Genomic DNA, 26,329 nt, shown 5'->3' with positions numbered 1-26,329 from the left:
TAGCTTCTGCGCTCCTCACTGCCTGCAAGGATCTGCAAATGGCCGTACCGTTAATGCCGCCCGGTGTTTCAATTTTTGAAAACATTGCGATATCTCGATGCAAACGTACTCATCTCAAACCGGGCTCGGCATTCGCCTATTCCTGGTTTTATTCTCAGGTCAGGGCTGCTGGCCCATGGAACTACAAGAGGCGAGGGCGCGAGTATGAGGCTTTTGGTAACTTTAATTACGGCGCTACGGGTACGGTGCTGGGCATTCCCGAGCATGTGTTGTTGCGAGCTGCTGGTGTGGCTCAAACCGCCGCAAAAACCACCCTTCCGGATTTTGGAACATGGTGGGGCGGTGAGCCTTTTGGTGATGACCCACGGGACCAATATTGGATAAGAAAAGGTATTGAATATGCAATTTCGCAAGGCCACTAAGCGCCTCATACCGTTTCTGCGTAATTGCCTGCTTGTGGTCTGCCTGATCTATATCGGGGGCGGTTGGATCCTGTCGCCGGGAACACCGGTCCTGGATGAAGTGGTGTTGAAGCATTCCTTGGGTAACGGCACCTCGATCTATGGTGCGCGAGACGGCCAGGGCGGTGCGACCGTAGGATTTTCCTACAGGTACTACGTCCATGAGGACTTGGGGAGTGATCAGGAAATACTCACCGCATTAGTATCTGCACATCCTTTTCTGAAAACCAAAGAGCCCGATGTTCAAGTGAGTGAGGAAGGCGGCGCGCTGCACCTGATTATTCAGGGGAGGGTGTATGAGTACCACAGCTATGCGCTGGAGGGACTTGGAACGGTCAAGGTGATGATGGCTTTGTGACGGGCCAGTCTTCGGATTTTTCCTGCAAGATTTCGGGCTGTGCATGAACTTGTTGTGGGTAGTCATGGCGGCTAGTCTTCGTCCCGTCATCGAAAAAACGGTGACACGGACGTGCAAGTCCGAGAAATCTGTTTAGGCGTTCAAGACGCCTAGATTCAAAGGCGTTCCTCAATGATTCGTTTAGGAACCGCACATCATGTCGAATTCGTCCTCGTCCAATATTTTCACCGTTAACCCCGATCAAAACACCGAAGCTCTACTGGTCAACGCCAGCGAAACTTTGTCCTCGCTTAACGCCATGACCTGCAATCTGGCCTTCAACCTGGACACCTCCCAGCGCGCAATCATGCTCGGCATTCAGCAAATGGCCGAGTTGAGTCAGTTGCTGGTCGATAGAGCGCTGGAACAAGTCAGCCCTGCACAGGAAGGTTAAATCGGTCCCTGTTTGGGACCGCTATCTAACAACCACCACCGAACAAATGTGGGAGCGGGCTTGCTCGCGAATGCAGGGTGTCAGTCGGTAAATGTGTAACTGACCCACCGCATTCGCGAGCAAGCCCGCTCCCACATTTTGAGCTTCATTCGGCTCGAATCCAGTATTTGCTGATTGAACATTTCCAATATCCCATCCCCTTAAAACTTGATCGTTCCCAAAAAGGGACCTATCGTTCCCTTTTTGGGACTCTTTGGCCGTTGCCATGCAAACCTTGCCGCTCAGTACTGCACTCTTCACCAACACCCAGCAGAAAGTGCTGGGCCTGCTTTTCGGCAAGCCCGATCAAAGTTTCTTCACCAATGAAATCGCGCGCTGGGCCCAGGTGGGCAAGGGCAGCCTTACCCGCGAGCTGGAGCGGTTGCAGCTGGCGGGCATCTTGAGCATGACGCGCCAAGGCAATCAGACCCACTACCAAGCCAACCCCCAATGCCCGATTTACTCGGAGTTGTTGGCTATCGTGCGCAAGACCCTGAGCCTCGACGAACCCTTGCGTAATGCATTGGCACCGTTCGCGGAGCAGATAACTTGGGCCTTTATCTACGGCTCAATCGCCAAGGGTGAGGCGCACTCATCCAGTGACATAGATCTGATGCTGATCGGCGAAAGCCTCAACTACAGTGAAGTCATGGAGCAGCTCATGCCGCTGGAAGAGCAACTGGGCCGCACCATCAATCCGACGCTTTACACCCCTCAAGACTGGATCGGCAAATGGAATGCCGGGAACAGTTTTGTGCAGCGGGTAGTGCAGCAGGACAAGATCAATCTGATCGGGGGCAACCCCCTGGAATCCATGGATGGACAGCAAGGCAAATCTGGAGAACCTGCAACGTAGCGGTGGCTTGAAGGCTGAGGCGCCGGATCGCAAGGAGTGTGATGGGCTGATGCGCTCGGCGCGGGATCGGTTAAGGGATGCGGGTAACCCACAGCTATCGTTTGCCAGTCGTTTCGACTTGGCCTACAACGCCGCCCACGCCATCGCGCTTACGGCCTTGCGCCTGCAAGGGTATCGTTCTGACAAACGCTATCTGGTCTTTCAATGTCTGATTCACTCCGCCGAGGTGAGCAGGGTGCAGGTGAGGTTACTGGCGTTATGTCATGAGCGCCGAAACCTGGCGGAATATGAAGGGTATATGGATGAGGACGAGGCGTTGCTGGGGCAGTTGATGGATGGTGCGACAGTACTGCTGAATGAAGTGGAAAACTTGTTGGCTGACCGTTGGTGACAATGATGCGATTTCCCTGAACACCACCGAACAAATGTGGGAGCGGGCTTGCCCGCGAATGCGGTGGGTCAGTTACTTATGTACCGACTGACACCCTGCATTCGCGAGCAAGCCCGCTCCCACATTTTGATCTTCATTTGGTCCTAGCTCAGCGATTGCTGACGATCCATTACTCCAGCCGTAACGATCCGCCTTCGGGCTTGATTGATACCCCCCACGTTCACTCCTAAGGTACAGCCCACGACAGCAAACCCCGTGGAGCGACCATGACTACAACCATCACCCCCGACTCGCGCTGGACGCGGCGGCGCGACGAGAAGCAGCGGCGCCTCGGGCTGGTCAAAAAGTACGCAGACGGGGCGGTGTTGCCCGGTGACAGAATCGTCGAGGCGCTGGAAGCGCTGATCCTCCCCGGCGACCGCGTGGTGCTGGAGGGCAACAACCAGAAGCAGGCCGACTTCCTCTCGCGCTCCCTGGCCAAGGCCGACCCGGCCAAGCTCCACGATTTGCACATGATCATGCCCAGCGTCGGGCGTTCCGAGCATTTGGACCTGTTTGAAAAGGGCATCGCGCGCAAGCTGGATTTCTCCTTTGCCGGCACCCAATCCCTGCGCATCAGCCAGTTGCTGGAAGACGGCCTGCTGGAAATCGGCGCGATCCACACCTACATCGAACTCTATGCGCGGCTGGTGGTGGACCTGATCCCCAACGTCGTGCTCTCGGCCGGTTTCATGGCCGACCGCGCCGGTAACATTTACACCGGTGCCAGCACCGAAGACACCCCGGCGTTGATCGAGCCGGCAGCATTCAGCGATGGCATCGTCATCGTGCAGGTCAACCAGTTGGTGGATGACGTCACCGATTTGCCCCGCGTCGACATCCCCGCAAGCTGGGTGGATTTTGTGGTGGTGGCCGACAAGCCTTTCTACATCGAGCCGCTGTTCACCCGCGACCCGCGCCATATCAAGCCGGTGCATGTGCTGATGGCGATGATGGCGATCCGTGGCATCTACGAAAAACACAATGTGCAGTCGCTCAACCACGGCATCGGTTTCAATACGGCCGCCATCGAATTGATCCTGCCGACCTACGGCGAGTCCCTCGGCCTCAAAGGCAAAATCTGCCGCAACTGGACCCTCAACCCGCACCCAACCTTGATCCCTGCCATCGAAAGCGGCTGGGTGGAAAGCGTGCATTGCTTCGGCACCGAACTGGGCATGGAGAACTACATTGCCGCCCGCCCGGATGTGTTCTTCACCGGCCGCGACGGCTCGATGCGCTCCAACCGCATGTTCTGCCAACTCGCCGGCCAGTACGCGGTGGACCTGTTTATCGGCGCCACCCTGCAAGTGGATGGCGACGGGCATTCCTCCACCGTGACCCGTGGCCGCCTTGCCGGGTTTGGTGGTGCGCCGAACATGGGCCACGACCCACGCGGTCGTCGGCATGGCACGCCAGCCTGGCTGGATATGCGCCACGACGACGCGCCGGAAGCCTTGCTCGAACGCGGCAAAAAACTCGTGGTGCAGATGGTCGAAACCTTTCAGGAGGGCGGCAAACCGACCTTTGTCGAGACCCTCGACGCGGTGGAAGTGGCGCGCAAAAGCGGCATGCCGCTGGCGCCGATCATGATCTACGGCGACGACGTCACCCACTTGCTCACCGAAGAAGGCATCGCCTACCTGTACAAGGCGCGTTCGCTGGAAGAGCGCCAGGCGATGATCGCCGCCGTCGCTGGCGTCACCGCCATCGGCCTGCGCCACAACCCCAAGGACACCGCGCGCATGCGCCGCGAAGGCCTGATTGCCTTGCCCGAAGACCTCGGCATCCGCCGCACCGACGCCACCCGCGAGCTGTTGGCCGCCAAGAGCGTGGCCGACTTGGTGGAGTGGTCCGGTGGCCTGTACAACCCGCCCGCCAAATTCAGGAGCTGGTAAATGCGCGCCCTCAAATTGCATGAACTCAGCCTGGCTGATCGCTTGGCAGACATGGCCGTCGACGCATTGATAGATGAGGCGGACTTGTCGCCCAAACCCGCCTTGGTGGACCGTCGCGGCAATGGCGCCCACAGCGATTTGCACCTGGGCCTGATGCACGCTTCGGCGCTGTCGCTGTGGCCGATGTTCAAGGAGATGGCGGAAGCCGCGCTTGAGTTCGGTGAAGTCGGTTTGCCCTTGCGCGAAGCCCTCGGGCGCATTGGCCGTGAAGGCGAGCAGGCGATGCTCACCACCACCAATGGCGTGAACACCCATCGCGGCGCGATCTGGGCGCTCGGTTTGCTCACTGCTGGGGCGGCGCTGGAACCACGCAGCGTCACGCTGACGGCGGCCAAGTTGGCCCTGCTCAACGACCGCTACGCCCCACAGCCGATGAGCCACGGCGCCCAGGTTGCACAACGCTACGGCGCACGCGGTGCCCGTGAAGAAGCGCAACTGGGCTTCCCGTCCGTGATGCAACGTGGCCTGCCGCAACTGCACAAGAGCCGCCAGCAAAACGCTGGCGAACAGAACGCCCGCCTGGACGCCTTGCTCGCCATCATGACCAACCTCGCCGACACCTGCGTGCTCTACCGCGCCGGCACCGAAGGCTTGCACGCCATGCAACGCGGCGCTCAAGCCGTACTGGACGCAGGCGGCAGCGCGACCCTCACCGGTCGCCGCCAATTGCACGAACTCGACGACCAATTACTGGCCCTGAATGCCTCCCCCGGCGGCGCCGCCGACCTGTTGGCCGCCTGCCTGTTTATCGACCGCCTCGACGGAGCGTTTTGATGGAAACCTTATCCTTTGAATTCCCCGCCGGGCAGCCGCCCAAAGGCCGTGCGCTGGTGGGTTGCGTCGGCTCCGGCGACCTGGAAGTGCTGCTGGAGCCGGGCACGCCCGGCACGCTGACCATCCAGGTGCAGACCTCGGTGAATGGCGCCGAACAACGCTGGCAGCATCTGTTCGAGCGGATCTTTCAGGAGCACACGCCACCCGCTTTGAAGATTGATATCCACGACTTCGGCGCCACGCCCGGCGTGGTGCGTTTGCGCCTGGAGCAAGGCTTCGAGGAGATCGGCCATGACTGACTTGCTCAGCAAACACAGCTTCGTGGAACTCGGTGCGCGGCAGCGGGCCAAGGCCTTGCTGGACGCCGGCACGTATCGCGAACTGATCGACCCCTTCCAGCGCGTGATGTCGCCGTGGCTCAGCCGCCAGGGCGTGGTGCCCCAGGCCGATGACGGCGTGGTGATCGCCAAAGGCAGCATCGCCGGAAGGCCGGTGGTGGTGGCCGCTATCGAAGGCAACTTCCAGGGCGGTAGCCTCGGTGAAGTCGGCGGCGCAAAAATGGCCGGTGCGCTGGAATTGGCGGCCGAAGACAACCGCAAGGGCATCCCGACCGGCGCGGTGCTGTTGCTGGAAACCGGCGGCGTGCGCCTGCAGGAAGCCAACCTTGGCCTCGCGGCGATTGCCGATATCCACGCGGCGATTGTCGACCTGCGCCAGTACCAGCCGGTAATCGGCGTGGTGGCGGGCAGTGTCGGCTGCTTTGGCGGCATGTCCATCGCCGCTGGGCTGTGCAGTTACCTCGTCGTCACCCGCGAAGCACGCCTGGGCCTGAATGGTCCGCAAGTGATCGAGCAGGAAGCCGGGCTGGACGAATACGACTCCCGCGACCGCCCGTTTATCTGGAGCCTCACGGGCGGCGAGCAGCGTTTCAACAGCGGCTTGGCCGACCGCTACGTGGCGGACGATGTGGCGCAGATCCAACAGACCGTTACCGAGCTGCTGCAACAAGGCTTGCCCACACAACAACGCAGCCGTCAGGTCGATTTCTACCTGGCGCGCCTGGCCGAGCTGGATGCTACGCCGCAGATCGACGCGGCGACGGTGCGCGACCTGTATCAAGGAGATCGCTCATGAGAGGCCTGCAGTGGTTCAACGCATTGAGTGCCGGCGCCACACCTGTGGATGGTTTGCCGGCCTCGCTGAAAGTCGCCGACGGCGTATTGGGTGAGCAAGCCGTGCGCTTCATCGCCGTGGTCACCGACGCGCACAACCGTTTCCCGCGGGCGCGCAATGGTGAGGTCGGCCTGCTCGAAGGCTGGGGCCTGGCCAAGGCCGTGGACGATGCCATCGCGCGCGGTGACAAGCGCCCGATCATCGCCATCGTCGATGTGCCCAGCCAAGCCTATGGGCGCCGTGAAGAAGCCCTCGGCATCCATCAGGCCCTGGCCGCCGCCGCCGACAGCTACGCCCGCGCGCGGTTGGCCGGCCACCCGGTGATTGCGCTGCTGGTGGGCAAGGCCATGTCCGGCGCGTTCCTCGCCCACGGCTACCAGGCCAACCGCCTGATTGCTCTGCGCGACCCCGGCGTGATGGTGCATGCGATGGGCAAGGCCTCGGCGGCGCGGGTGACCCTGCGCAGTGTCGAAGAGCTGGAAGCCCTGGCCGCCAGCGTGCCGCCGATGGCCTACGACATCGACAGTTATGCCAGCCTTGGTTTGCTCTGGGAGACGCTGTCGGTCAGCCAAATTGAACACCCTACGGCGGACGATGTGGTGCGCGTCAGTGATTGCCTGCTGCACGCCATCAACGATGTCGCGGGCCCCGATTTAAAAGGACGCCTGGGCGCCACCCACCGTGCCGCCTCCAGCCACGTACGCCAACTGCTGCGGGAGCAATGGTGAACGCTCACGATTTGCTTTGGGGTATGGCCCCGGCGCATCTGCCCGCCGACGCGCCGGCTTGGGTGGTGGAGGCGATCAACGCCGGCCATCCGGTGGTGGTGCGTCGCGCCATCGCCGAGCCGGGCCAGGTGGCCGTCGGCGTGCGCGGGCGTTTGCGTGAGCAGCGGTTTGCGACGGTGATGCCCATCGCGGCGGTGCAGCGGCGAGTAGTGCCCGAGGCACTGTGCGCTGTGACCTCATCACGGGATTTACCGGCGTTGCGCGCGCTCGATCTACTACGACCCGTGTTAGCGCAGCAGGCGTGGGGCGTCACCGGCAGCGCAGGTTTCGAGTTGGCCAGCGGAATTGAAGCGCTGCATGCGCAGAGCGACCTGGATTTGATCCTGCGCACGCCCCAGCGGCTGGAGCGCGGTGATGCCGAGGACTTGCTGGCGATTCTGGACACCGCGCCATGCGCCGTGGACCTGCAACTGCAAACCCCGTTTGGCGCCGTCGCCTTACGCGAATGGTCGGGTGGTTCACGCCGTGTGCTGCTCAAAACCTGCAGCGGCGCGCACCTTGTGCTCGACCCGTGGCAGGCCGTGGCATGAGCAGCCTTCTGGTGTTTCCGGGGCAGGGCGCCCAGCGTACGGGCATGCTTCGCGCGCTGGCGGCCGACGTTCTGGAAGAAGCCAGTGATGCCTTGGGTGAAGACGTTCGCCTGCTCGATTCGGCGCAAGCCTTGGCGAGTACGCGCGCTGTTCAACTGTGCCTGCTGATTGTCGGCGTGGCCCATGCCCGTCAGCTGCAACACGCGCCCGATTATGTGGCGGGCCTGTCCATCGGTGCCTACCCGGCGGCCGTTATCGCGGGCGCCCTGGGGTTTGCCGACGCGGTAAAACTGGTCAGCCTGCGCGGCGAGCTGATGCAACACGCTTATCCCCAAGGCTACGGGATGACCGCAATCATCGGCCCTGAGTTATCCACAGTCGAAAAAATACTGAGCGAAATCCACAGCCCGCAAACGCCGGTGTACCTGGCCAACATCAACGCCGACAACCAAACCGTCATTGCTGGCAGCGATGAAGCGATGAAGCGCGTCGCGGCGCGCATCAAGGGCAACGGCGTCGCCAAGCGCCTGGCCGTCAGCGTGCCGTCCCATTGCGCGCTGCTGGAGGCGCCTGCCCAGGCGCTGGCGCAAGCATTCGTTGCGCTCAAGGCGCCGCGCATTACTTACCTGAGCAGCACCCGCGCGCGGCCGATTCACAACCCCGAGCAACTGCGCGACGACCTGGCCTTCAACATGTGCCGCATCGTCGATTGGCGCGGCACCGTGCAAAGCGCCTACGAGCGTGGCGTGCGCCTGCAAATCGAGCTGCCGCCGGGCGCGGTGCTCACTGGCCTGTCACGCCGCGTGTTCGAGCAGGGCACGGTGATCGCCTGCGAAGGCGCGCGCCCGGACACCTTGCAGGCCCTGCTGCAAGAGGAGGAGCGCCGCCACCGATAAAGCACCACCCAAGGCTTTCGAAGCACAAAAACAACAATTTCGATGAAGCACTTTGAGGACAACAACGATGATTATTTATGGTGTGGCCTTGTTGGCGATCTGCATGTTGGCGGGTGTGATCCTCGGCGACATGCTCGGCGTGTTGCTGGGCGTCAAATCCAATGTGGGCGGAGTCGGGATCGCCATGATCCTGCTGATCTGCGCGCGCTTGTGGATGCAAAAACACGGTGGCATGACCAAAGACTGCGAAATGGGCGTGGGCTTTTGGGGCGCCATGTACATCCCGGTGGTGGTGGCGATGGCCGCGCAACAAAACGTCGTGACCGCGCTGCACGGCGGCCCGGTCGCGGTGCTGGCGGCCATCGGTTCGGTGGTGGTCTGCGGCTGCACCATTGCGCTGATCAGCCGCACGCACAAGGGCGAACCCTTGCCCGCCGAAGAGCCGCTGATCGCTGCTGCGGGAGGTCGCTGATATGTGGCCTCTGATCGAAAAAGGTTTGGAAAATAACAGCCTGGTCACCGCGTTTGCCTTTGTCGGTGTGGTGATGTGGGTTTCCGTGGTGCTGTCCAAGCGCCTGACGTTCGGGCGCGTTCATGGCTCGGCGATTGCCATCGTGATCGGGCTGGTGTTGGCCTGGGTCGGCGGCACGCTCACCGGCGGGCAAAAAGGCCTGGCGGACATGGCGCTGTTCTCCGGCATCGGCTTGATGGGCGGCGCGATGCTGCGCGATTTCGCCATTGTTGCCACCGCGTTTGAAGTGCAAGCCACCGAAGCGCGCAAAGCCGGGCTGATCGGTGTGATTGCGTTGCTGCTCGGCACCATCCTGCCGTTTATTGTCGGCGCGAGCATGGCCTGGGCGTTTGGCTATCGCGATGCGATCAGCATGACCACCATCGGCGCGGGCGCCGTGACCTACATCGTTGGCCCTGTGACCGGTGCGGCGATTGGCGCGACCTCGGATGTGATGGCGCTGTCGATTGCCACGGGGCTGATCAAGGCGATTCTGGTGATGGTCGGCACGCCGGTGGCGGCGCGCTGGATGGGCCTGGATAACCCGCGCTCGGCGATGGTGTTTGGTGGGCTGGCCGGCACGGTGAGTGGGGTCACGGCGGGGTTGGCGGCGACGGATCGGCGGTTGGTGCCGTATGGGGCGTTGACGGCTACTTTCCATACCGGGCTGGGGTGTTTGCTTGGGCCTTCGTTGTTGTACTTCATTGTGCGCGGGATCGTTGGCTAACCCCGTAATTCAAGTTGATTGGTCTGGCCTCTTCGCGAGCAAGCCCGCTCCCACATTTGGAATGCATTTCAAATGTGGGAGCGGGCTTGCTCGCGAAAGCGGTTTGTCAGGTTGGCACCTGGCGGTTGGCATACATCCGACACTCCGCCAACAACGCCAGCAAATTCGGATCACGCTCCTTGGCCTTCAAAAACACCACGCCAATGTGCTGCTGCAAGCGGTAGCGTGATTGCAGGGGTATCAGCTTCACACGGTTCTCATACACCGCCGCAATCCGCCCCGGCAGCAGTGCATAACCCACGCCCGAACTGACCATGCTCAACAGCGTGAAGATGTCATTGACCTGCATCGCCACCTTCGGCTCAAACCCCGCCTGCTTGAACACCCGGTTGCCATCCTGGTGCGTGGCGAAGCCTTGGGTGAGGGTGATGAAGGTTGCGTCGCGCACATCGGCCAGGTCGATTTCCTGCTCGCGATCGAAGGGTGAGTCGGCCGGGGTGGCGAGGAAGATGTCGTCGGTGAACAGCGCGATCTGTTCGCAGTCCGGGTCGTTGGCGCGTTCGTCGAGGGAGATCAGGATCGCGTCGACTTCCATGTTCTTGAGCTTGTAGAGCAGGTCGAAGTTGGAGCCCAGGATCAGGTCGATATTGAGTTCGCTGCGCCTGATTTTCAGGCCCATGATCAACTGCGGTACGGTTTTGACCGTCAGCGAATACAGCGAGCCGAGCTTGAAGCGCTCAGCCGAGAACCCCGCAGCTTCGCGGGTCAGGCGCACGCTGTCGACCACGTCGGCCACCAGCTTTTGCGCGCGCTCTTCCAGCACGTAGGCGCTTTCCAGCGGGGTGAGGTTGCGCCCTTCGTGTTTGAACAGCGGGCAGCGCAGCGCGTTTTCCAGCGAGTGGATGGCGCGGTGCACGCTGACGTTGCTGGTTTGCAACTCGGCAGCGGCGCGGGCCAGGTTGCCGGTGCGCATGAACGCCAGGAAGATCTCGAGCTTCTTGAGGGTGAATTCTTCGTCGATCAGCATGGCCGTGGCTCTTAGTCGAATGCCCTCGATTGTGCCCCTAAAACCAGTTCACTCCCAGCCATGCACTGCCCAGGCCCAGCAGCACGCCGCAGATGATCAGCCAGATCGCGTTGAGCCGCGTGTAATACACCACCGCGGCGCTGGCCAGGGTCAGCACCAGGCTGGTCGCGTTGTTTTCCAGGCTGTTCATCAGGATGTAGGTCGAGGCGAGGATCAGGCCGATGGAGATCGGCAGCAGGCTGCGTTTAACCCGTTGCACCCACGGCGTTCGGGTGTGCCGTTCCAGCCAGCCGGCGCCCAGGTAAGCCAGCACCGAACAGGGCACCAGCTTGGCCAATAGCGCCACCAGCGCGCCAGGCAAGCCCGCCGCCTGTTGGCCGATGAACACCAGGAACATGCCGTTGGGCCCTGGCAACGCCTGGGACAGGGCGAAGAAGGCGACAAATTGCGCGTCGGTGATCCAGTGCATGTCGACCACGGTGTAGCGATGGATATCGCCGATGGCCACCGTGTTGCCGCCAATCGCCATCAACGACCACAGCGCGCATTGGATCATCAGGTGCAGCAGGACGGTTTGCATCAGCCGGCCACCTTGTTCGAACCGATAAAGCTCAAGGCCAGGGAGCTGGGAATGCAGATCAGCAAGACCATCCACAGCGGCAACACAAAGACGGCCATCAATACGAAGGTCAACACGAAGGCGCTGTAGTTGGCGAGCGTGCGCGGCATGGCCTTGAGCAGGCGCAGCGTGGTGCCGAGCATCAAACCCGTGGCAATCGGCATCACCGCGCCGAAGATCTGCTGTACCACGTCGTGACTCCACCACTTGGCATAGGCAAATCCGGCGAGCACGGTGATCAACGAGGGGAACAGGTACAGCCCACAGACGGTCACAACCGCACCGGGCAAGCCATGCAGGCGCCGCCCGTAGATGATGCCAACGTTGGCGATATTCGGGCCGGGGAAGAACTGGCCGGTGGTCAGCAGCTCATTGAAGCTTTGCTCGCTGACCCAGCGACGGCGGTCGACCATCATCTGCCGCGCCCAGGGCATCACGCCGCCAAAGCCGAACAGGCCGACCATGGCAAAGTTGTAAAACAGCTGCCATAGGCTGGGATGAGGCGGGGCGGGTTCTAGCTCGGGCATGGCAATTACCGATAGGACGCTTTTACGTGGGCGCTGGCTTGCCTGCGATTGCGGCGTAACAGTCGAAAGAGAGGTTGAATGTTAGGCCCTTATCGCAGGCAAGCCAGCGCCCACAGGATGAAGCGAATCATCTATGGACGTGGGTATTTGGGCAAATGAAGAAAGGGTGTTACCTGATATGGGTAGGGTGGCGTCAGAATGCTCAAGGTGGTAACCGTTATGCGAGGTGAGTGACACATGTATCACGGGGAACGATTTAACGCCTGGAGCCATTTGGCCGGGGCGGTTGCAGCTTTTGTAGGCGCAGTGTGGATGTTGGTGGTGGCAAGCCTGGACGGCAGCCCCTGGAAGATTGTCAGCGTGGCGATTTATGGTTTTACGCTGCTGGTGCTGTACAGCGCGTCCACCGTGTACCACAGCGTGCGCGGGCGACGAAAAGAGATCATGCAGAAGGTCGACCACTTTTCGATCTACCTGTTGATCGCGGGCAGCTACACGCCGTTTTGCCTGGTGACGCTGCGCGGGCCGTGGGGTTGGACACTGTTCGGAATCGTGTGGGGGCTGGCGGTGATCGGCATCCTGCAGGAGATCAAGCCGCGCTCCGAGGCGCGCATCCTGTCGATTGTGATTTACGCGGTGATGGGCTGGATCGTGCTGGTGGCGGTCAAGCCGCTGATTGCCGCGTTGGGCACGGCGGGGTTTGTATGGCTGGCTTCGGGCGGGGTGTTGTACACCGTCGGGATTATCTTTTTTGCCTTGGAAGATCGCCTGCGCCACTCCCATGGCATCTGGCACTTGTTCGTGATCGGCGGCAGCCTGCTGCATTTTGTGGCGATCATGCATTACGTGCTCTAACAGGCGACGCGGGCAAAAACTGTGGGAGCGGGCTTGGGTGGGAGCGGGCTTGCTCGCGAATGCGGTGTATCAGTCGCTGGATGCGTTGAATGACACACCGCATTCGCGAGCAAGCCCGCTCCCACACTGGTTGGGTGGTGTTATCACAAGCGTTCTAGCCGTTCACGGGCGCGCTTGCCGAAAATCTGCAGCAGGCTGGCCAGCATATGCGGCGGCGGCTCATCGGCGCGGGTCAGCGCGTACAGGGTGATCGGCAGCGGCGGGGTGAGCGTGCGGATGCAGGTGGTGGCCGTCGATGCGCCGAGGGCGGTGAAGGGATCGATCACGGTCAGGCCGGCGCCGGACTCCACCATGGCCCGGGCCAGGGAATAAGTCTGGACAGAAATGGTCACTCGTGGCGGCGGGTCGACGTTTTCCAGGTAGCTGTCGAGCTTTGCCGCCAAGGGGTCGGCACTGGACAGGCCAATCAACGGCGCACCCGCCAGGTCAGCCAGTGGCAACGGTTTGCTCATCTCGGCCTCAGGCCAGTAACCCTTGGAAGCCAACGCCACCAGCACCCCGTTGGCCAACACTTGTGTGGTTAAACCCGGATGGCCGGAGAAGTTGAGCGTCAGCGCCAGGTCGATCTCACGCATCAACAGCTTCTGCACCAGCTCACGGCTGTGGTCGCTGGACAGCTCGCAGGCGATGTCCGGGTAGGCGCGCTTCCACTCCAGAATCGAAGGCGGCAGCAGTGACAATGCCAGGGCAGGGATCGCGCCAATGCGCACACTTTGGCCCGGTTCGCGGCGCAAGCTCTTGGCCAGCCGCCGCACACCTTGCAGGCTCTCGGTGACTTTCTCGACTTCGCGTTCCAGCGCCAGGGCTTCCGGGGTGGGCTGCAGTTTGCCGCGCACGCGCAGAAACAGCGGGAAACCCAGTTGCAGCTCGGCGTGCTGCAACACCTTGGTCACCGCCGGTTGCGAGACGTGCAGCAACTGCGCGGCGGCGCTGACCGAGCCGGTCTGGCGGATGGCCTGGAAGATTTCGATATGACGCAAGCGCATGGCACGTCCATAACCTTTGTTTATAGGTGAGCCATCTTTATTCATTGTCGGTGGCCTGTCACCTGCCCATAGGCTTGAGGCCTGTCAATTCAATTGTGGGTGAGGGGAATGGCCAAGCGGGTTTGCATCATCGGCGGCGGTGTCATCGGTCTGGCGAGTGCATACGCCTTGGTGCGCGCGGGCCATGAGGTCACGGTGATCGACGCGCGCGACAGCCTGGGCAGCGAAACCAGTTTTGCCAACGGCGGGCAACTGTCTTACCGCTATGTCGCGCCGCTGGCCGACGCCGGCGTGCCCCTGCAAGCGCTGGGCTGGATGCTGCGTGGGGACTCGCCGTTGACCCTGCGCCCGCGTCTCGATCCCCGGCAATGGCGCTGGATGGCATCCTTCCTGGGCGCCTGCCGGGGTTCGGTGAACAAGCGTAATGCCGCTCACCTGCTGCGCCTGGCGTCTTTGAGCCAGGCCACCTTGCAGCAATGGCGCGAGGATGATCGCCTGGACGGCTTCGACTGGCGGCGCAACGGCAAGCTGGTGACCTTTCGCAGGACCGGCACCTTTGAGCTTGCGCGCAGCAAGGTCACCGATTTTCTGCAACAGCAGGTGCTGTCGGCCGCCGAGTGCGCGCGCCTGGAGCCGGCGCTGGTGGGGGATGGTTTTGTCGGCGGTATTTACACGCCAAATGAAGAGGTCGCAGATTGCCATGCCTTCTGCCAACGACTGGCCGCGCGGCTTGAGGCTTCCGGGCGCTGCTCGTTTTTGCTTGGCCGCAAGGTCACGGGACTACGTCACGGCGACGGTGCGGTGCAGGCCATCGATCTAGGCGATGAAATGATGCCGGTGGACCAGCTTGTAATCGCTGCCGGGCATCGCAGCGCCGAGTTAGCGTTGCCGGGCCTGGCCCTTGCGCTGTATCCGCTCAAAGGCTACAGCCTGAGCGTGCCGATTGGCGCGCAGCACCAGGCGCCGAATGTGAGCATCACCGACTACGACCGCAAGATCGTCTACGCGCGGATCGGCGAGCAGCTGCGAGTCGCCGCCATGGTGGATATTGTCGGTTTCGACGCCCGCCTTGAGCCCAAGCGCCTGGCGCTGATCAAACGCCAGGCGCTGGAGACCTTTCCCCATGGCGGCGATTACGCCCAGGCGGTCGAATGGGCCGGCATGCGCCCGGCCACGCCGACCGGTGTGCCGCTGATTGGCGCGAGTGCTTATCGCAATCTGTGGCTGAACCTTGGCCACGGTGCGCTCGGCTTCACCTTGGCCTGTGGCAGCGGCCAACTGCTGGCCGAGCTGATCGGCGAGCATGCGCCTTCCATTGATATGCAGGGCCTGGCGCCCCGCGCGGCTTGATTCGTCACACCACCAACGGAGAATAACAATGAAAAAAATCCTGTTGACCGGCTGCACCCTGGGGCTTTTGTTGGGCGCTCAGGCTCAGGCGACTGAAGCACCTCTGGACGGCACGTTGGGCAAGATCGCCAGCGCCATGTCCATCACGCTGGGTTATCGCGATGCGTCTGTGCCGTTTTCCTACGTAGGTGACAACAGCGGCCAACCCATGGGCTATTCAGTGGAGTTGGCGAGCAAGATCGTCGAGCGCATCCAGCAGAAAATCGGCGTGGCCGACCTTGGCGTGAAGTACACCCTGGTGACGTCCCAGACCCGCATCCCGCTGGTGCAGAACGGCACTGTGGACCTGGAATGCGGCTCCACCGGGGTGACCGCCGAGCGCCAGAAACAGGTGGCGTTTTCGTACGGGTTTATCTACGTGAAGGGCCAGTTGCTGACCGCCAGGGACAGCGGCATCCACGGGTTTGACGACCTCAAGGGCAAGAACGTGGTGACCACCGCCGGCACCACCAATGAGCGGTACCTCAAGCACTACAACGCCGAACACAAAAGCAATATGTCGGTGATCAGTGCCAAGGACCACGGCGAAGCCTTCAAGATGCTCGAGACCGGCCGCGCGGCGGCGTTTTACATGGACGATGCGCTGCTCTACGGCGAGCGCGCCAAGGCCCGCGACCCGCACCGCTGGGTAGTGGTGGGCAAGGAGCAGTCGCGGGAGATCTACAGCTGCATGGTGCGCAAGGACGACCCGCAGCTTCTGGCGGTGGTCAACGAGACGCTGGCTGACCTTTACCGCTCCGGGGAAATCAACGGGATTTACCAGCGCTGGTTTGAGCAGCCGATCCCGCCCAAGGGCTTGAACCTGCAATTCCCGATGACGGCTGAGTTGAAGGCGATTATTGCCAAGCCGGTCAGTGACCCGGTGGACTGACAACCCAATCCAAAATGTGGCAGCGGGTTTGCTCGCGAAGGCGGTGTGTCAGTTGATAAACAGGCTGACTGATCCACCGCATTCGCGAGCAAGCCCGCTCCCACATCGGGTTAGGGTTTGCACAGCGGGGTTAGAAGTCGCCCCACAGTTGCTGGGCGACGGCCAGCGCCACCACTGGCGCCGTCTCAGTGCGCAGCACGCGCGGGCCGAGGCGGGCGGCGTGGAAGCCGGCGCTTTGGGCGGTGTCGACTTCGTTATCGGTCAAGCCACCTTCAGGCCCGATCAAAAACGCCAGGCTGGCAGGCTTGGCATGGCTGATCATCGGCGCGGCCACCGGGTGCAGCACCAGCTTCAACTCCGCCTGGGCCTGCTTCAACCAGTCTGCCAGCAGCAGCGGCGGATGAATCACCGGCACCGTCGAACGCCCGCATTGCTCGCACGCGCTGATCGCCACCTGGCGCCAGTGCAGCAGGCGTTTGTCGGCGCGCTCGTCCTTGAGGCGCACTTCGCAGCGGTCGCTGAAGATCGGCGTGATTTCATTCACGCCCAGCTCGGTGGCTTTCTGAATCGCCCAGTCCATACGCTCGCCCCGGGACAAGCCCTGGCCGAGGTGGATGTGCAGCGGCGATTCGCTCTGGCCTGCGAGACTTTGCGTGAGCTGCACGCTGACGCGTTTTTTACCGACCTCCAGCAACGTGCCCAAAAACTCCTGGCCGGAGCCGTCGAACAGTTGCACGGCATCGCCTTCGCCCATGCGCAATACACGGCTGATGTAGTGGGCCTGGGCTTCGGGCAGTTCGTGCTCGCCAAGGCTCAGCGGGGTATCGGTGAAAAAGCGGGACAGTCTCATTTCTGTTCTCTGGAAAACTTAAGTAGGTGCTATCAGCCCGGATCACGAAAGCCTGGGTGGAAGTCTTTCGGCACCGCAACACTGACTTTATCGTTGGTGGCGATATCGATGCCTTCACTGGCCACTTCAGCCAAAAAGTCGATCTGCTCCGGCGTGATCACATACGGCGGCAGGAAATACACCACGCTGCCCAGCGGCCGCAACAGCGCGCCGCGCTCCAGGGCATGTTCGAAGACCTTCAGGCCACGGCGTTCCTGCCACGGGTAGGCGGTCTTGGTGGCTTTGTCCTGGACCATCTCGATGGCCAGCACCATGCCGGTCTGGCGCACTTCCGAGACGTGCGGGTGGTCCGCCAGGTGCGCGGTGGCGGTGGCCATGCGCTGGGCCAGCGCCTTGTTGTTTTCGATGACGTTGTCTTCTTCGAAAATATCCAGGGTTGCCAGGGCCGCCGCGCACGCCAGCGGGTTGCCGGTGTAGCTGTGGGAGTGCAGGAAGGCGCGCAGGGTCGGGTAGTCGTCGTAGAAGGCGTCGTAGACATCGTCGGTGGTGACCACGGCGGCCAACGGCAGGTAGCCACCGGTGAGGGCCTTGGACAGGCACAGGAAGTCCGGACGGATGCCGGCCTGTTCACAGGCGAACATCGTGCCGGTACGGCCGAAGCCCACAGCGATTTCGTCGTGGATCAGGTGCACGCCGTAGCGGTCGCAGGCCTCGCGCAGCAGCTTGAGGTACACCGGATGGTACATGCGCATGCCGCCAGCGCCCTGGATCAGCGGTTCGACGATCACGGCGGCGACGGTGTCGTGGTTTTCGGCGAGGGTCTGTTCCATGGCCAGGAACATGTTCCGGGAATGTTCTTCCCAGCTCATGCCGTCGGGGCGCAGGTAGCAGTCCGGGCTCGGCACCTTGATGGTGTCCAGCAGCAAGGCCTTGTAGGTTTCGGTGAACAGCGGCACATCGCCTACCGACATCGCGGCGATGGTTTCGCCGTGGTAGCTGTTGGTCAGGGTCACGAAGCGCTTTTTGTTCGGCAGGCCGCGGTTGAGCCAATAGTGAAAGCTCATCTTCAGCGCGACTTCGATGCACGACGAACCGTTATCGGCGTAGAAGCAGCGGGTCAGGCCTTCGGGCGTCATTTTGATCAGGCGTTCGGACAGCTCGATCACCGGCTGGTGGCTGAAACCGGCGAGGATCACGTGTTCCAGTTGGTCGACCTGATCCTTGATGCGCTGATTGATGCGCGGGTTGGCGTGCCCGAATACGTTGACCCACCAGGAACTGACCGCATCGAGGTAGCGCTTGCCTTCGAAGTCTTCCAGCCACACGCCTTCACCGCGCTTGATCGGGATCAGCGGCAGTTGCTGGTGATCTTTCATTTGGGTGCAGGGATGCCACAGCACCGCGAGGTCGCGTTGCATCCACTGGTTATTCAAGCCCATCGGTTATCTCCTCGAAGCGGTCCTGCGGCCGGCGCAGGCGTAACAATCGCGCAAGCCTATGCAATGCCAGGCGGTGCCACAACCCATTACGGATGAATTGGCAGTAAACGCGGGACGGTCTGTCACGTTTCTCAGGAATAGTCCTTAATCCATTGTTAACGTACTGTGCATAACCTCTTGATCGTATTTCTCGATATTTCAAAGCGAAATTTTCCGCTTTAATTCGATAGGTAAATCGCTAGTCTTGGGCACAGTTCTTACGGGATTTGGGACATGCAGCTACGTAATTCACCGGCCCGCTATGGTTGGGTCAGCATGGTTTTGCACTGGGGCGTGGCCCTGGTGGTGTTTGGTTTGTTCGCGCTGGGCCTGTGGATGGTCGGTCTCGACTACTACAGCGCCTGGCGCAAAGACGCGCCCGACCTGCACAAGAGCATCGGCATCACGCTGTTCGCCATCATGCTCGTGCGCATCGTCTGGCGTTTGGTCAGCCCGCCACCACCGCCGCTGGCCAGCTACAGTCGTTTGACCCGTTTGGGCGCTGCGTTTGGCCATGCGTTCCTGTATCTCGGGCTGTTTGCCGTGATGATTGCCGGTTACCTGATTTCCACCGCAGACGGTGTCGGTATCCCGGTGTTTGGCCTGTTTGAGATTCCTGCCGTGGTTTCCGGGCTACCGGACCAGGCAGACACCGCCGGTGTGGTGCACTTGTACCTTGCCTGGGTGTTGGTGGTCTTTGCCGGTTTGCACGGCGTGGCTGCATTGAAACACCACTTTATCGATCGTGATGCGACCCTCCTGCGAATGCTGGGGCGCAAAGCCTGATGTTCAACCTCGACTCACAAGGAATAGAAAGCATGTTGAAAAAGACACTCGCCGCTCTGGCAATCGGTTCTGCTCTGCTGTCCGCCGGTTCAGCGATGGCCGCTGACTACGTGATCGACAAAGAAGGCCAGCACGCCTTCGTCGACTTCAAGATCAGCCACTTGGGCTACAGCTACATCACCGGTACCTTCAAGGACCTGGACGGCAAGTTCAGCTTCGACGCTGCCAAGCCTGAAGACGCCAAGATCGAAGTGAACGTGCGCACCGCCAGCGTGTTCACCAACCACGCCGAACGTGACAAGCACATCGCCAGCAAAGACTTCCTGGACGTTGCCAAGTTTGCCGACGCCAAGTTCGTGTCCACCAAGGTCACGCCAACCGGCAAGAATGCTGATGGCAAAGTCACTGCTGACGTAGCAGGCGACCTGACCCTGCTGGGCGTGACCAAGCCCGTAGTGGTCAAGGCCACGTTCCTGGGTGAAGGCAAGGATCCATGGGGCGGCTACCGTGCCGGCTTCGAAGGCACCACCACCATCAATCGCCAGGACTTCGGCAAGCAGATGGACCTGGGTCCAGCGTCCAACTCGGTTGAGTTGTACGTGACGTTTGAAGGTGTGAAAGCGAAGTAATTTTCGCCTCGCACACAAAAATGCCCCGCATCTTTGGATGCGGGGCATTTTTTATGGCGCGTTGAAAATCAGCGGTTGCGGGTCAGCAACGCCGGTTTTTCACCACGAGGACGGCCTGGCAGTTGATCCAACTGCTCGGGTGTCGGGAAGCGGTCAGCCTTCGACTCCTTGTGGATGATCTTCGGCGCCGGGCCACCGCGCGGGTTCTGCACGGCAGGTTCGGACGAGCGTGGCTGGTCGTCACGGGCCGGGCGGCGGTTGTTGCTGCGCGAGTCTTCGCGACGGGCTTGACCGTCACGCGGTGCGCCATTGCGTGGGCCGCTGCGTTTGGCAGGTGGCGTGCCGGTGGTGCCGCCGCTGCTGTTGCGCGGACCATTCTGACGGCCGCCCTGCGGCTGGCCGCCACGTGGAGCGGCTGCGCCTGCACCCTGTGCCGGTGCACCTGGACGACGGCCACGGCCCTGGGCCGGTTTGGCCTGAGGCACGTAGTCGACGCGGTTACCGAAGTTGTCCACGTCGTCGTCGAGGAACTCGTCCGGGGCGCGGTCGGCGGCGGCGCGTGGCGGCTGGCTTGGCTGGCGCTGTTCGCGGGCCGGGGTGCCTTCGCGCGGCTTTTGCTCACGGGCTGGGCGTTCGCCACGGCCGTTGGTGGGCGCTTTGTCCTTGCCGCCTTTGTCCTTGCCTTTGTCGCGACGGCCACCGCCACCACCGCCGCCGTTCGGGCCATCGCCCTTCGGACCGCGTGGGTTGCGTGGGTTACGCACATCCGGACGCTCGCGCACTTCAGGCTTTTCAGCCTCTACGGCGCTGGCATCGAAGCCCATCAGGTCGCCGTCGGCGATTTTCTGCTTGGTCATGCGCTCGATGCTTTTCAGCAGTTTTTCTTCGTCCGGGGCGACCAGAGAAATGGCCTCGCCCGAACGCCCGGCACGGCCAGTACGGCCGATACGGTGCACATAGTCTTCGTCGACGTTTGGCAGCTCGAAGTTGACCACGTGTGGCAGTTGGTCGATATCCAGGCCGCGCGCGGCGATGTCGGTGGCGACCAGGATGCGCACTTCACCGGCCTTGAAATCGGCCAGGGCTTTGGTGCGCGCGTTCTGGCTCTTGTTACCGTGGATGGCGACGGCGGTGAGGCCGTGTTTGTCCAGGTACTCGGCCAGGCGGTTGGCGCCGTGCTTGGTGCGGGTAAACACCAGCACTTGTTCCCAGGCGCCGGCGGTGATCAGGTGGGCCAGCAGCGCACGCTTGTGGCTGGCAGCCAGGCGGAATACGCGTTGCTCGATCCGCTCGACCGTGGTGTTCGGCGGCGTGACTTCGATGCGTTCCGGGTTGTGCAGCAGCTTGCCGGCCAGGGCTGTGATGTCCTGGGAGAACGTTGCCGAGAACAGCAGGTTCTGACGTTTGGCCGGCAGGCGCGCGAGGACCTTTTTCACGTCATGGACAAAGCCCATGTCGAGCATGCGGTCGGCTTCGTCCAGCACGAGGATTTCCACGTGGGACAAGTCAACGCTGCCTTGGCCGCACAGGTCGAGCAAACGACCCGGGCAGGCGACCAGCACGTCAACACCGCGGGACATGGCCTGAACCTGTGGGTTCATGCCGACGCCGCCGAAGATGCAGGCGCTGACGAACTTCAAGTCGCGGGCATACAGCTTGAAGCTGTCGTGCACTTGGGCGGCGAGTTCGCGGGTAGGGGTCAGGACCAGTACGCGCGGTTGGCGCGGGCCGTGACGCTGGGATTTGTCCGGGTGACCGTTGGGGAACAAGCGCTCCAGAATCGGGAGGGCGAAACCACCGGTTTTACCAGTACCTGTCTGAGCCGCAACCATCAGGTCGCGACCTTGCAACACGGCGGGAATGGCCCGCTGTTGCACCGGAGTAGGCTCGGTATAGCCCGCTGCCTCGATGGCGCGGACTAAAGCCTCGGAGAGACCGAGGGAAGCAAAGGACATGAGTAATCCTGTTTTAGTTAGGGCTTGGCCCAAAGGGATAATCTTGCCGGGCGTGAATGGCGCTTAGGGGAGCGCAACCCCGTCCGGTCCTGCTGCGTCTGGCGGGCACTCCACCGGCTCGCGCGGGCTGAAAGCTGCGCAGTAGCTGGGTTAGGTGCCTTTTTCAAGACCTCAGCGGCCGGGCGTGAGCCTGGCGGAAAGGCCGGAGTATAACAGAGCAATCACGGCGCGCTGCTTTCCTGCTGCTCAACGGTGTGTTCAGAGGCCGTAATGGCCTGGATTCCGCCGTATTTTGCGCTCAAGTCGGCGTAGGCCGGCTCTTGTTTGAAGCGCTTAAGCTCGGCGGCGAAGCGCTGCACCAGCAAGTCCATGCCGGCGCCACGGCGCACGGCAAGAAACTGCGGCTGGCGGCTGACTACCACGGGCGCCTGGCTGACCTTGCCCTCCAGGCCCATGGCCTTGATCACATGCTGGCCCACTCGGCGGTCCGTAATGACCAGATCGATGCGCCCCAGCGACAGCTTGCCGAAGTTGGCCTCATGACTGGGCGCCGGCTCGCGGTTGAACAAGGTCGACTCGCTGAAATCTTCGCCATAGAGGTAGCCAGGGGATGTACCGACGGTGAGCCCGCGCAAATCATCGAGGGTTTCGGCCGGATGAGGGCGGTCGTTGGCGTAGAACAGCACGAATTCGACATCCGACAGCGGCTCGCTGGGGTAAAGCAGCAGGGCGTCGCGCTCATGGCTGTGAAAGATGTCCAGTGCGCCATCGGCGTGGCCTTGGTCGAGCATCGCCAGGCAGCGCTTCCAGGGCAGGAATTGCCATTGCACGTCCACGCCCAGGCGTTGGAACACGGTCACCGTGGTTTCGTAATCCAGCCCGCGCATGCTGCCTTTGTCGTCGTAGACGTAGGGGGCCCAGGGCTCGGTGACAATGCGCAGTTTCTCACCGTAAGCGGTGAGGCTCAGGCAAGTAAAAAACACAGCAGTCAACAACTTGAGAATGACAGGCATGCCCTGAGGTTACGACGCTCTTGCGCTAAAGAGAAGCTCTGGCGCAAGCATTCGCGGGCACGTTGATGTGGCGCATTTAAAACAAAAAGGCCCTCGTATTGACGGGGGCCTTTGAGTCACGGAGCAAGCCTCAGCGTGGCAGCTTGAGGTTGTTCCAGATGGCCAGGCTCGGTTCGGCCTGGTTCAGGGTGTAGAAGTGCAACCCTGGCGCGCCACCTTGCAGCAGTTGTTCGCACATCTGGGTGATGACCTGCTCGCCAAACGCCTGGATGCTCTTGACGTCGTCGCCATAGGCTTCCAGTTGCTTGCGCACCCAGCGCGGGATTTCAGCGCCGCAAGCGTCGGAGAAGCGCGCCAGCTTGCTGTAGTTGGTGATCGGCATGATGCCCGGCACGATCGGGATGTTCACGCCCATGGCCCGTACACGCTCGACGAAGTAGAAATAGCTGTCGGCGTTGAAAAAGTACTGGGTGATCGCGCTGTCGGCGCCGGCGTTGGCCTTGCGCACGAAATTCTGCAGGTCGTCTTCGAAATTGCGTGCCTGGGGATGCATCTCCGGGTACGCCGCCACTTCGATATGGAAGTGATCGCCGCTTTCTTCACGGATGAAGCTCACCAGGTCATTGGCGTAGCGCAGCTCACCGCTGGCCATGCCCATGCCGGACGGCAAATCGCCACGCAGGGCGACGATGCGCTTGATGCCGGCTTGCTTGTACTGGGTCAGCAGGCCGCGCAGGTCGGCTTTGCTGTCGCCCACGCACGACAAGTGCGGAGCGGCGGGAACTTTGACTTCGCTTTCCAGCTGCAACACGGTGTTGATCGTGCGATCACGGGTCGAACCGCCGGCGCCGTAGGTGCAGGAGAAGAAGTCGGGGTTGTAACTGGCCAACTGCTTGGCGGTCGCCATCAGTTTTTCATGCCCAGCATCGGTCTTGGTCGGGAAGAACTCGAAGCTGTAGCGACGGTCTTGGGACATGGTAATACCCTTGAAAACTCATAAAACCGGGAGATGTACGCCGTCAATGTGGGAGGGGGCTTGCCCCCGATGACGATGTATCAGTCGACATAGTTGTTAACTGACATTCCGCTATCGGGGGCAAGCCCCCTCCTACATTAGAAGCCCGCTCCCACAAGGGGAGCAGGCAGCAGGCATATCAGTAGCGGTAAGCGTGCGGCTTGAACGGGCCTTCAACCGTCACGCCGATGTAGTCGGCCTGGGTCTTGGTCAGTTGAGTCACTACGCCGCCAAAGCCGCGGACCATTTCCAGGGCCACTTCTTCGTCGAGTTTCTTGGGCAGCACTTCCACGGTCAGGCGCTCGGCTTTCTGGGCTGGCGACAGGTCGGCGTACTTCTGGCCGAACAGGAAGATCTGCGCCAGAACCTGGTTGGCGAACGAGCCGTCCATGATGCGGCTTGGGTGGCCAGTAGCATTGCCCAGGTTAACCAGACGGCCTTCAGCCAGCAGGATCAGGTAGTCGTCGTTCTGTGGGTCAAAATCGCCAGCGCCGGTGCGGTGAACCTTGTGCACCTGCGGCTTCACTTCTTCCCATGCCCAGTTCTTGCGCATGAAAGCGGTGTCGATTTCGTTGTCGAAGTGACCGATGTTGCACACCACAGCGCGCTTTTTCAGGGCTTTGAGCATGTTCGCGTCGCAAACATTCACGTTACCGGTGGTGGTCACGATCAGGTCGATCTTGCCCAGCAGGGCCTTGTCGACGCTCGCTTCGGTGCCGTCGTTCTGGCCGTTGATGAACGGCGAAACCACTTCGAAGCCGTCCATGCAGGCTTGCATGGCGCAAATCGGGTCAACTTCGGAGACTTTAACGATCATGCCTTCCTGACGCAGGGACTGGGACGAACCCTTGCCCACGTCGCCGTAGCCGATCACCAGGGCTTGCTTGCCCGACAGCAGGTGGTCGGTGCCGCGCTTGATGGCATCGTTCAGGCTGTGACGGCAGCCGTACTTGTTGTCGTTCTTGCTCTTGGTCACCGAGTCGTTGACGTTGATGGCCGGGATTTTCAGCTCGCCCTTGGCCAGCATGTCCAGCAGGCGGTGCACGCCGGTGGTGGTTTCTTCGGTCACGCCGTGGACGCGGTCGAGGATCTGCGGGTACTTCTTGTGCAGCAGCTCAGTCAGGTCGCCGCCGTCGTCGAGGATCATGTTGGCGTCCCATGGCTTGCCATCTTTGAGGATGGTTTGCTCCAGGCACCACTCGTACTCTTCTTCGGTCTCGCCTTTCCAGGCATAGACCGCGATGCCGGCAGCAGCGATAGCAGCAGCGGCCTGGTCTTGAGTCGAGAAAATGTTGCAGGACGACCAACGCACTTCGGCGCCCAGCGCGACCAGGGTCTCGATCAGCACGGCCGTCTGGATGGTCATGTGGATGCAGCCGAGAATCTTCGCGCCCTTGAGCGGTTGCTCAGCGGCGTATTTGCGACGCAGGCCCATCAGGGCAGGCATTTCGGATTCGGCGATAAAGGTTTCGCGACGGCCCCAGGCAGCGAGGGACATGTCGGCGACTTTGTAGTCGGTGAAATCTGCAGGCGTGATTACAGCGCTCATGAAGAGCCTCCATTCGTAGTGTGCGAATGGGCGCCGTTGTGCGTTTAGTATCAAACCCGATAAACCAGGCCTGACAACGCCCCATCCGAGCCTGACAGGTCGAGCCTGCTGCAGCGCCCCTCGGACAGGTGGCGGGAGAACGGTATCAATCAGAGATGACCGTTTTGAAGCGGTGGCGATTATAGCTGTGTGCGCCAGACTTCCCAAGCCTTTCTGTCGGGCATATGAAGATCGCTCATGGGCTTGATAGGCAATGGCTCATAGAGCTTGGGCCTGGGCTCTGCCATGATGTTGCCCATCATTTCGCAATACGCTTTGGAGTGACCATGAACTTCCACACCCGCAAATGGGTAAAACCCGAAGACCTCAACCCCAACGGCACCCTGTTCGGCGGCAGCCTGCTGCGCTGGATCGACGAAGAAGCGGCCATTTACGCGATTGTGCAATTGGGCAACCAGCGCGTGGTGACCAAATACATCTCCGAGATCAACTTCGTCAGCGCCTCGCGCCAGGGCGACATCATCGAGCTGGGCATCACCGCCACCGAGTTCGGCCGCACCTCGATCACCCTGACCTGCGAAGTGCGCAACAAGATCACGCGTAAAAGCATCCTGACCGTAGAAAAAATGGTCTTCGTCAACCTCGGCGAAGACGGCTTGCCGGCGCCCCACGGTCGCACTGAGATCAAGTACGTGAAAGACCAGTTCCAGGAAGACGGCATCAAGGACTAATCCTGCCGCTGGCCAGTGAACGCTATTGATAGGT

The 26,329-nt window shown here is 61.5% G+C and carries 30 protein-coding genes and 1 riboswitch; of the genes, 20 read left to right on the top strand and 10 right to left on the bottom strand.

The genetic code is table 11. The features are described from left to right. Positions 1-38 precede the first annotated feature (38 nt). The 14 genes from AACU78_RS07680 to madM all read left to right on the top strand — a co-directional run bounded on the left by AACU78_RS07680 (position 39) and on the right by madM (position 9,934). A complete protein-coding gene (locus AACU78_RS07680; RefSeq protein ID WP_106575665.1) occupies positions 39-422 on the top strand; it encodes a polymorphic toxin type 44 domain-containing protein in 384 nt (127 codons plus the stop codon). After that, complete coding sequence (locus AACU78_RS07675; RefSeq protein ID WP_106575664.1) at positions 400-819, top strand: hypothetical protein; 420 nt, start codon at positions 400-402, stop codon at positions 817-819. The genes AACU78_RS07680 and AACU78_RS07675 overlap by 23 nt, the downstream gene beginning before the upstream one ends. Before the next feature lie 196 nt (positions 820-1,015). Further along, a complete protein-coding gene (locus tag AACU78_RS07670) occupies positions 1,016-1,252 on the top strand; it encodes a DUF6124 family protein (protein ID WP_106575663.1) in 237 nt (78 codons plus the stop codon). A gap of 265 nt (positions 1,253-1,517) precedes the next feature. Then, on the top strand, positions 1,518-2,147 hold the full coding sequence (locus AACU78_RS07665) for a nucleotidyltransferase domain-containing protein (RefSeq protein WP_106575662.1): 630 nt from the start codon (positions 1,518-1,520) through the stop codon (positions 2,145-2,147). Continuing rightward, on the top strand, positions 2,110-2,538 hold the full coding sequence (locus tag AACU78_RS07660; RefSeq protein ID WP_106575661.1) for a hypothetical protein: 429 nt from the start codon (positions 2,110-2,112) through the stop codon (positions 2,536-2,538). The genes AACU78_RS07665 and AACU78_RS07660 overlap by 38 nt, the downstream gene beginning before the upstream one ends. A 266-nt stretch (positions 2,539-2,804) precedes the next feature. Further along, positions 2,805-4,475, top strand: a complete 1,671-nt coding sequence (gene mdcA / locus AACU78_RS07655; RefSeq protein WP_106575660.1) for a malonate decarboxylase subunit alpha — start codon at positions 2,805-2,807, stop codon at positions 4,473-4,475. After that, positions 4,476-5,309: a triphosphoribosyl-dephospho-CoA synthase gene (locus tag AACU78_RS07650; protein ID WP_106575659.1), complete on the top strand. Its 834-nt coding sequence runs from the start codon at positions 4,476-4,478 to the stop codon at positions 5,307-5,309. It abuts the gene before it with no gap. Further along, positions 5,309-5,608 (top strand): malonate decarboxylase subunit delta, encoded by a 300-nt coding sequence (locus AACU78_RS07645; protein WP_056857713.1) that lies wholly within the window; start codon positions 5,309-5,311, stop codon positions 5,606-5,608. Before AACU78_RS07650 ends, AACU78_RS07645 begins: the two co-directional genes overlap by 1 nt. After that, positions 5,601-6,443 (top strand): biotin-independent malonate decarboxylase subunit beta, encoded by an 843-nt coding sequence (locus AACU78_RS07640; protein ID WP_106575658.1) that lies wholly within the window; start codon positions 5,601-5,603, stop codon positions 6,441-6,443. The genes AACU78_RS07645 and AACU78_RS07640 overlap by 8 nt, the downstream gene beginning before the upstream one ends. Beyond that, the gene (gene mdcE / locus AACU78_RS07635; RefSeq protein WP_106575657.1) at positions 6,440-7,210 is read left to right on the top strand and encodes a biotin-independent malonate decarboxylase subunit gamma; all 771 of its coding nucleotides are present in this window, start codon (positions 6,440-6,442) and stop codon (positions 7,208-7,210) included. The genes AACU78_RS07640 and mdcE overlap by 4 nt, the downstream gene beginning before the upstream one ends. Further along, the gene (locus AACU78_RS07630) at positions 7,204-7,800 is read left to right on the top strand and encodes a malonate decarboxylase holo-ACP synthase (protein WP_106575656.1); all 597 of its coding nucleotides are present in this window, start codon (positions 7,204-7,206) and stop codon (positions 7,798-7,800) included. The genes mdcE and AACU78_RS07630 overlap by 7 nt, the downstream gene beginning before the upstream one ends. Beyond that, positions 7,797-8,696, top strand: coding sequence for a malonate decarboxylase subunit epsilon (gene mdcH / locus AACU78_RS07625; protein ID WP_106575655.1), 900 nt, complete (start codon positions 7,797-7,799; stop codon positions 8,694-8,696). The genes AACU78_RS07630 and mdcH overlap by 4 nt, the downstream gene beginning before the upstream one ends. 67 nt (positions 8,697-8,763) lie before the next feature. Beyond that, complete coding sequence (madL, locus tag AACU78_RS07620) at positions 8,764-9,168, top strand: malonate transporter subunit MadL (protein ID WP_106575654.1); 405 nt, start codon at positions 8,764-8,766, stop codon at positions 9,166-9,168. A 1-nt stretch (position 9,169) separates the two neighbouring features. Next, a complete protein-coding gene (madM, locus tag AACU78_RS07615) occupies positions 9,170-9,934 on the top strand; it encodes a malonate transporter subunit MadM (protein WP_106575653.1) in 765 nt (254 codons plus the stop codon). 106 nt (positions 9,935-10,040) lie between these two features. Here madM and AACU78_RS07610 read toward each other — a convergent pair whose 3' ends face one another. Genes AACU78_RS07610 through AACU78_RS07600 form a run of 3 tightly spaced genes read right to left on the bottom strand, consistent with a single transcriptional unit; the run spans position 10,041 to position 12,107 of the window. Further along, the gene (locus tag AACU78_RS07610; RefSeq protein WP_106575652.1) at positions 10,041-10,961 is read right to left on the bottom strand and encodes a LysR family transcriptional regulator; all 921 of its coding nucleotides are present in this window, start codon (positions 10,959-10,961) and stop codon (positions 10,041-10,043) included. Positions 10,962-10,998: 37 nt separating this feature from the next. After that, positions 10,999-11,541, bottom strand: coding sequence for a chromate transporter (locus tag AACU78_RS07605; RefSeq protein ID WP_106575651.1), 543 nt, complete (start codon positions 11,539-11,541; stop codon positions 10,999-11,001). Then, a complete protein-coding gene (locus tag AACU78_RS07600; protein ID WP_106575650.1) occupies positions 11,541-12,107 on the bottom strand; it encodes a chromate transporter in 567 nt (188 codons plus the stop codon). Before AACU78_RS07600 ends, AACU78_RS07605 begins: the two co-directional genes overlap by 1 nt. A 237-nt stretch (positions 12,108-12,344) precedes the next feature. Here AACU78_RS07600 and trhA point away from each other — a divergent pair, with 237 nt between their 5' ends. Then, positions 12,345-12,962, top strand: a complete 618-nt coding sequence (gene trhA, locus AACU78_RS07595) for a PAQR family membrane homeostasis protein TrhA (RefSeq protein ID WP_106575649.1) — start codon at positions 12,345-12,347, stop codon at positions 12,960-12,962. A gap of 143 nt (positions 12,963-13,105) precedes the next feature. Here the strand turns inward: trhA and AACU78_RS07590 are convergent, their stop codons facing one another. After that, the gene (locus AACU78_RS07590) at positions 13,106-14,008 is read right to left on the bottom strand and encodes a LysR family transcriptional regulator (RefSeq protein WP_106575648.1); all 903 of its coding nucleotides are present in this window, start codon (positions 14,006-14,008) and stop codon (positions 13,106-13,108) included. Between the two features lie 108 nt (positions 14,009-14,116). Here AACU78_RS07590 and AACU78_RS07585 point away from each other — a divergent pair, with 108 nt between their 5' ends. Continuing rightward, positions 14,117-15,358, top strand: coding sequence for a D-amino acid dehydrogenase (locus AACU78_RS07585; protein ID WP_106575647.1), 1,242 nt, complete (start codon positions 14,117-14,119; stop codon positions 15,356-15,358). A 28-nt stretch (positions 15,359-15,386) separates the two neighbouring features. Then, positions 15,387-16,289, top strand: a complete 903-nt coding sequence (locus tag AACU78_RS07580; RefSeq protein WP_106575646.1) for a transporter substrate-binding domain-containing protein — start codon at positions 15,387-15,389, stop codon at positions 16,287-16,289. A gap of 130 nt (positions 16,290-16,419) precedes the next feature. Here the strand turns inward: AACU78_RS07580 and AACU78_RS07575 are convergent, their stop codons facing one another. Both AACU78_RS07575 and AACU78_RS07570 read right to left on the bottom strand, forming a co-directional pair. Further along, positions 16,420-17,139, bottom strand: coding sequence for a 16S rRNA (uracil(1498)-N(3))-methyltransferase (locus tag AACU78_RS07575; RefSeq protein WP_106575645.1), 720 nt, complete (start codon positions 17,137-17,139; stop codon positions 16,420-16,422). Positions 17,140-17,171: 32 nt separating this feature from the next. After that, positions 17,172-18,578: an adenosylmethionine--8-amino-7-oxononanoate transaminase gene (locus tag AACU78_RS07570; protein ID WP_106575644.1), complete on the bottom strand. Its 1,407-nt coding sequence runs from the start codon at positions 18,576-18,578 to the stop codon at positions 17,172-17,174. Between the two features lie 273 nt (positions 18,579-18,851). On the opposite strand from AACU78_RS07570, the gene AACU78_RS07565 reads away from it, so the two are divergent. Beyond that, positions 18,852-19,403 carry a cytochrome b gene (locus tag AACU78_RS07565; protein ID WP_106575643.1) on the top strand — a complete coding sequence of 184 codons (552 nt, stop codon included), beginning with the start codon at positions 18,852-18,854 and terminating at the stop codon, positions 19,401-19,403. A 32-nt stretch (positions 19,404-19,435) separates the two neighbouring features. Further along, the gene (locus tag AACU78_RS07560) at positions 19,436-20,032 is read left to right on the top strand and encodes a YceI family protein (RefSeq protein WP_106575642.1); all 597 of its coding nucleotides are present in this window, start codon (positions 19,436-19,438) and stop codon (positions 20,030-20,032) included. Between the two features lie 68 nt (positions 20,033-20,100). Here AACU78_RS07560 and AACU78_RS07555 read toward each other — a convergent pair whose 3' ends face one another. The 4 genes from AACU78_RS07555 to ahcY form a co-directional block, all read right to left on the bottom strand. Continuing rightward, on the bottom strand, positions 20,101-21,987 hold the full coding sequence (locus AACU78_RS07555) for a DEAD/DEAH box helicase (RefSeq protein WP_106575641.1): 1,887 nt from the start codon (positions 21,985-21,987) through the stop codon (positions 20,101-20,103). Between the two features lie 221 nt (positions 21,988-22,208). Next, positions 22,209-23,000 (bottom strand): substrate-binding periplasmic protein, encoded by a 792-nt coding sequence (locus AACU78_RS07550; RefSeq protein WP_106575640.1) that lies wholly within the window; start codon positions 22,998-23,000, stop codon positions 22,209-22,211. 130 nt (positions 23,001-23,130) lie between these two features. Next, a complete protein-coding gene (gene metF / locus AACU78_RS07545; RefSeq protein WP_106575639.1) occupies positions 23,131-23,976 on the bottom strand; it encodes a methylenetetrahydrofolate reductase [NAD(P)H] in 846 nt (281 codons plus the stop codon). Between the two features lie 178 nt (positions 23,977-24,154). Continuing rightward, on the bottom strand, positions 24,155-25,564 hold the full coding sequence (gene ahcY, locus AACU78_RS07540) for an adenosylhomocysteinase (RefSeq protein WP_106575638.1): 1,410 nt from the start codon (positions 25,562-25,564) through the stop codon (positions 24,155-24,157). A gap of 21 nt (positions 25,565-25,585) precedes the next feature. Then, positions 25,586-25,692: riboswitch (S-adenosyl-L-homocysteine riboswitch) on the bottom strand. Positions 25,693-25,890: 198 nt separating this feature from the next. On the opposite strand from ahcY, the gene AACU78_RS07535 reads away from it, so the two are divergent. Continuing rightward, positions 25,891-26,295: an acyl-CoA thioesterase gene (locus tag AACU78_RS07535; protein WP_064454506.1), complete on the top strand. Its 405-nt coding sequence runs from the start codon at positions 25,891-25,893 to the stop codon at positions 26,293-26,295. The last annotated feature ends 34 nt before the right edge of the window (positions 26,296-26,329 follow it).

Source organism: Pseudomonas sp. R9.37, from assembly GCF_963878885.1.
In the GTDB taxonomy this organism is placed as follows: Bacteria; Pseudomonadota; Gammaproteobacteria; order Pseudomonadales; family Pseudomonadaceae; genus Aquipseudomonas.
Note: the sequence above shows the minus strand (reverse complement) of the source record. Positions and strands in the feature narration are given on the sequence as shown.

What these genes read in the sequence shown, in the direction of transcription:
- AACU78_RS07570 (WP_106575644.1), bottom strand. Translation starts at nt 18,578, where the DNA reads ATGGGCTTGAATAACCAGTGGATGCAACGCGACCTCGCGGTGCTGTGG.
- AACU78_RS07605 (WP_106575651.1), bottom strand. Translation starts at nt 11,541, where the DNA reads ATGCAAACCGTCCTGCTGCACCTGATGATCCAATGCGCGCTGTGGTCG.
- AACU78_RS07665 (WP_106575662.1), top strand. Translation starts at nt 1,518, where the DNA reads ATGCAAACCTTGCCGCTCAGTACTGCACTCTTCACCAACACCCAGCAG.
- AACU78_RS07580 (WP_106575646.1), top strand. Translation starts at nt 15,387, where the DNA reads ATGAAAAAAATCCTGTTGACCGGCTGCACCCTGGGGCTTTTGTTGGGC.
- AACU78_RS07645 (WP_056857713.1), top strand. Translation starts at nt 5,309, where the DNA reads ATGGAAACCTTATCCTTTGAATTCCCCGCCGGGCAGCCGCCCAAAGGC.
- AACU78_RS07535 (WP_064454506.1), top strand. Translation starts at nt 25,891, where the DNA reads ATGAACTTCCACACCCGCAAATGGGTAAAACCCGAAGACCTCAACCCC.
- AACU78_RS07550 (WP_106575640.1), bottom strand. Translation starts at nt 23,000, where the DNA reads ATGCCTGTCATTCTCAAGTTGTTGACTGCTGTGTTTTTTACTTGCCTG.
- madM (WP_106575653.1), top strand. Translation starts at nt 9,170, where the DNA reads ATGTGGCCTCTGATCGAAAAAGGTTTGGAAAATAACAGCCTGGTCACC.
- AACU78_RS07555 (WP_106575641.1), bottom strand. Translation starts at nt 21,987, where the DNA reads ATGTCCTTTGCTTCCCTCGGTCTCTCCGAGGCTTTAGTCCGCGCCATC.
- AACU78_RS07600 (WP_106575650.1), bottom strand. Translation starts at nt 12,107, where the DNA reads ATGCCCGAGCTAGAACCCGCCCCGCCTCATCCCAGCCTATGGCAGCTG.
- AACU78_RS07575 (WP_106575645.1), bottom strand. Translation starts at nt 17,139, where the DNA reads ATGAGACTGTCCCGCTTTTTCACCGATACCCCGCTGAGCCTTGGCGAG.
- AACU78_RS07670 (WP_106575663.1), top strand. Translation starts at nt 1,016, where the DNA reads ATGTCGAATTCGTCCTCGTCCAATATTTTCACCGTTAACCCCGATCAA.
- madL (WP_106575654.1), top strand. Translation starts at nt 8,764, where the DNA reads ATGATTATTTATGGTGTGGCCTTGTTGGCGATCTGCATGTTGGCGGGT.
- mdcE (WP_106575657.1), top strand. Translation starts at nt 6,440, where the DNA reads ATGAGAGGCCTGCAGTGGTTCAACGCATTGAGTGCCGGCGCCACACCT.
- ahcY (WP_106575638.1), bottom strand. Translation starts at nt 25,564, where the DNA reads ATGAGCGCTGTAATCACGCCTGCAGATTTCACCGACTACAAAGTCGCC.
- AACU78_RS07680 (WP_106575665.1), top strand. Translation starts at nt 39, where the DNA reads ATGGCCGTACCGTTAATGCCGCCCGGTGTTTCAATTTTTGAAAACATT.
- AACU78_RS07560 (WP_106575642.1), top strand. Translation starts at nt 19,436, where the DNA reads ATGTTGAAAAAGACACTCGCCGCTCTGGCAATCGGTTCTGCTCTGCTG.
- AACU78_RS07565 (WP_106575643.1), top strand. Translation starts at nt 18,852, where the DNA reads ATGCAGCTACGTAATTCACCGGCCCGCTATGGTTGGGTCAGCATGGTT.
- AACU78_RS07640 (WP_106575658.1), top strand. Translation starts at nt 5,601, where the DNA reads ATGACTGACTTGCTCAGCAAACACAGCTTCGTGGAACTCGGTGCGCGG.
- AACU78_RS07660 (WP_106575661.1), top strand. Translation starts at nt 2,110, where the DNA reads ATGGACAGCAAGGCAAATCTGGAGAACCTGCAACGTAGCGGTGGCTTG.
- AACU78_RS07650 (WP_106575659.1), top strand. Translation starts at nt 4,476, where the DNA reads ATGCGCGCCCTCAAATTGCATGAACTCAGCCTGGCTGATCGCTTGGCA.
- AACU78_RS07630 (WP_106575656.1), top strand. Translation starts at nt 7,204, where the DNA reads ATGGTGAACGCTCACGATTTGCTTTGGGGTATGGCCCCGGCGCATCTG.
- AACU78_RS07590 (WP_106575648.1), bottom strand. Translation starts at nt 14,008, where the DNA reads ATGCGCTTGCGTCATATCGAAATCTTCCAGGCCATCCGCCAGACCGGC.
- AACU78_RS07610 (WP_106575652.1), bottom strand. Translation starts at nt 10,961, where the DNA reads ATGCTGATCGACGAAGAATTCACCCTCAAGAAGCTCGAGATCTTCCTG.
- metF (WP_106575639.1), bottom strand. Translation starts at nt 23,976, where the DNA reads ATGTCCCAAGACCGTCGCTACAGCTTCGAGTTCTTCCCGACCAAGACC.
- AACU78_RS07585 (WP_106575647.1), top strand. Translation starts at nt 14,117, where the DNA reads ATGGCCAAGCGGGTTTGCATCATCGGCGGCGGTGTCATCGGTCTGGCG.
- trhA (WP_106575649.1), top strand. Translation starts at nt 12,345, where the DNA reads ATGTATCACGGGGAACGATTTAACGCCTGGAGCCATTTGGCCGGGGCG.
- mdcA (WP_106575660.1), top strand. Translation starts at nt 2,805, where the DNA reads ATGACTACAACCATCACCCCCGACTCGCGCTGGACGCGGCGGCGCGAC.
- mdcH (WP_106575655.1), top strand. Translation starts at nt 7,797, where the DNA reads ATGAGCAGCCTTCTGGTGTTTCCGGGGCAGGGCGCCCAGCGTACGGGC.
- AACU78_RS07675 (WP_106575664.1), top strand. Translation starts at nt 400, where the DNA reads ATGCAATTTCGCAAGGCCACTAAGCGCCTCATACCGTTTCTGCGTAAT.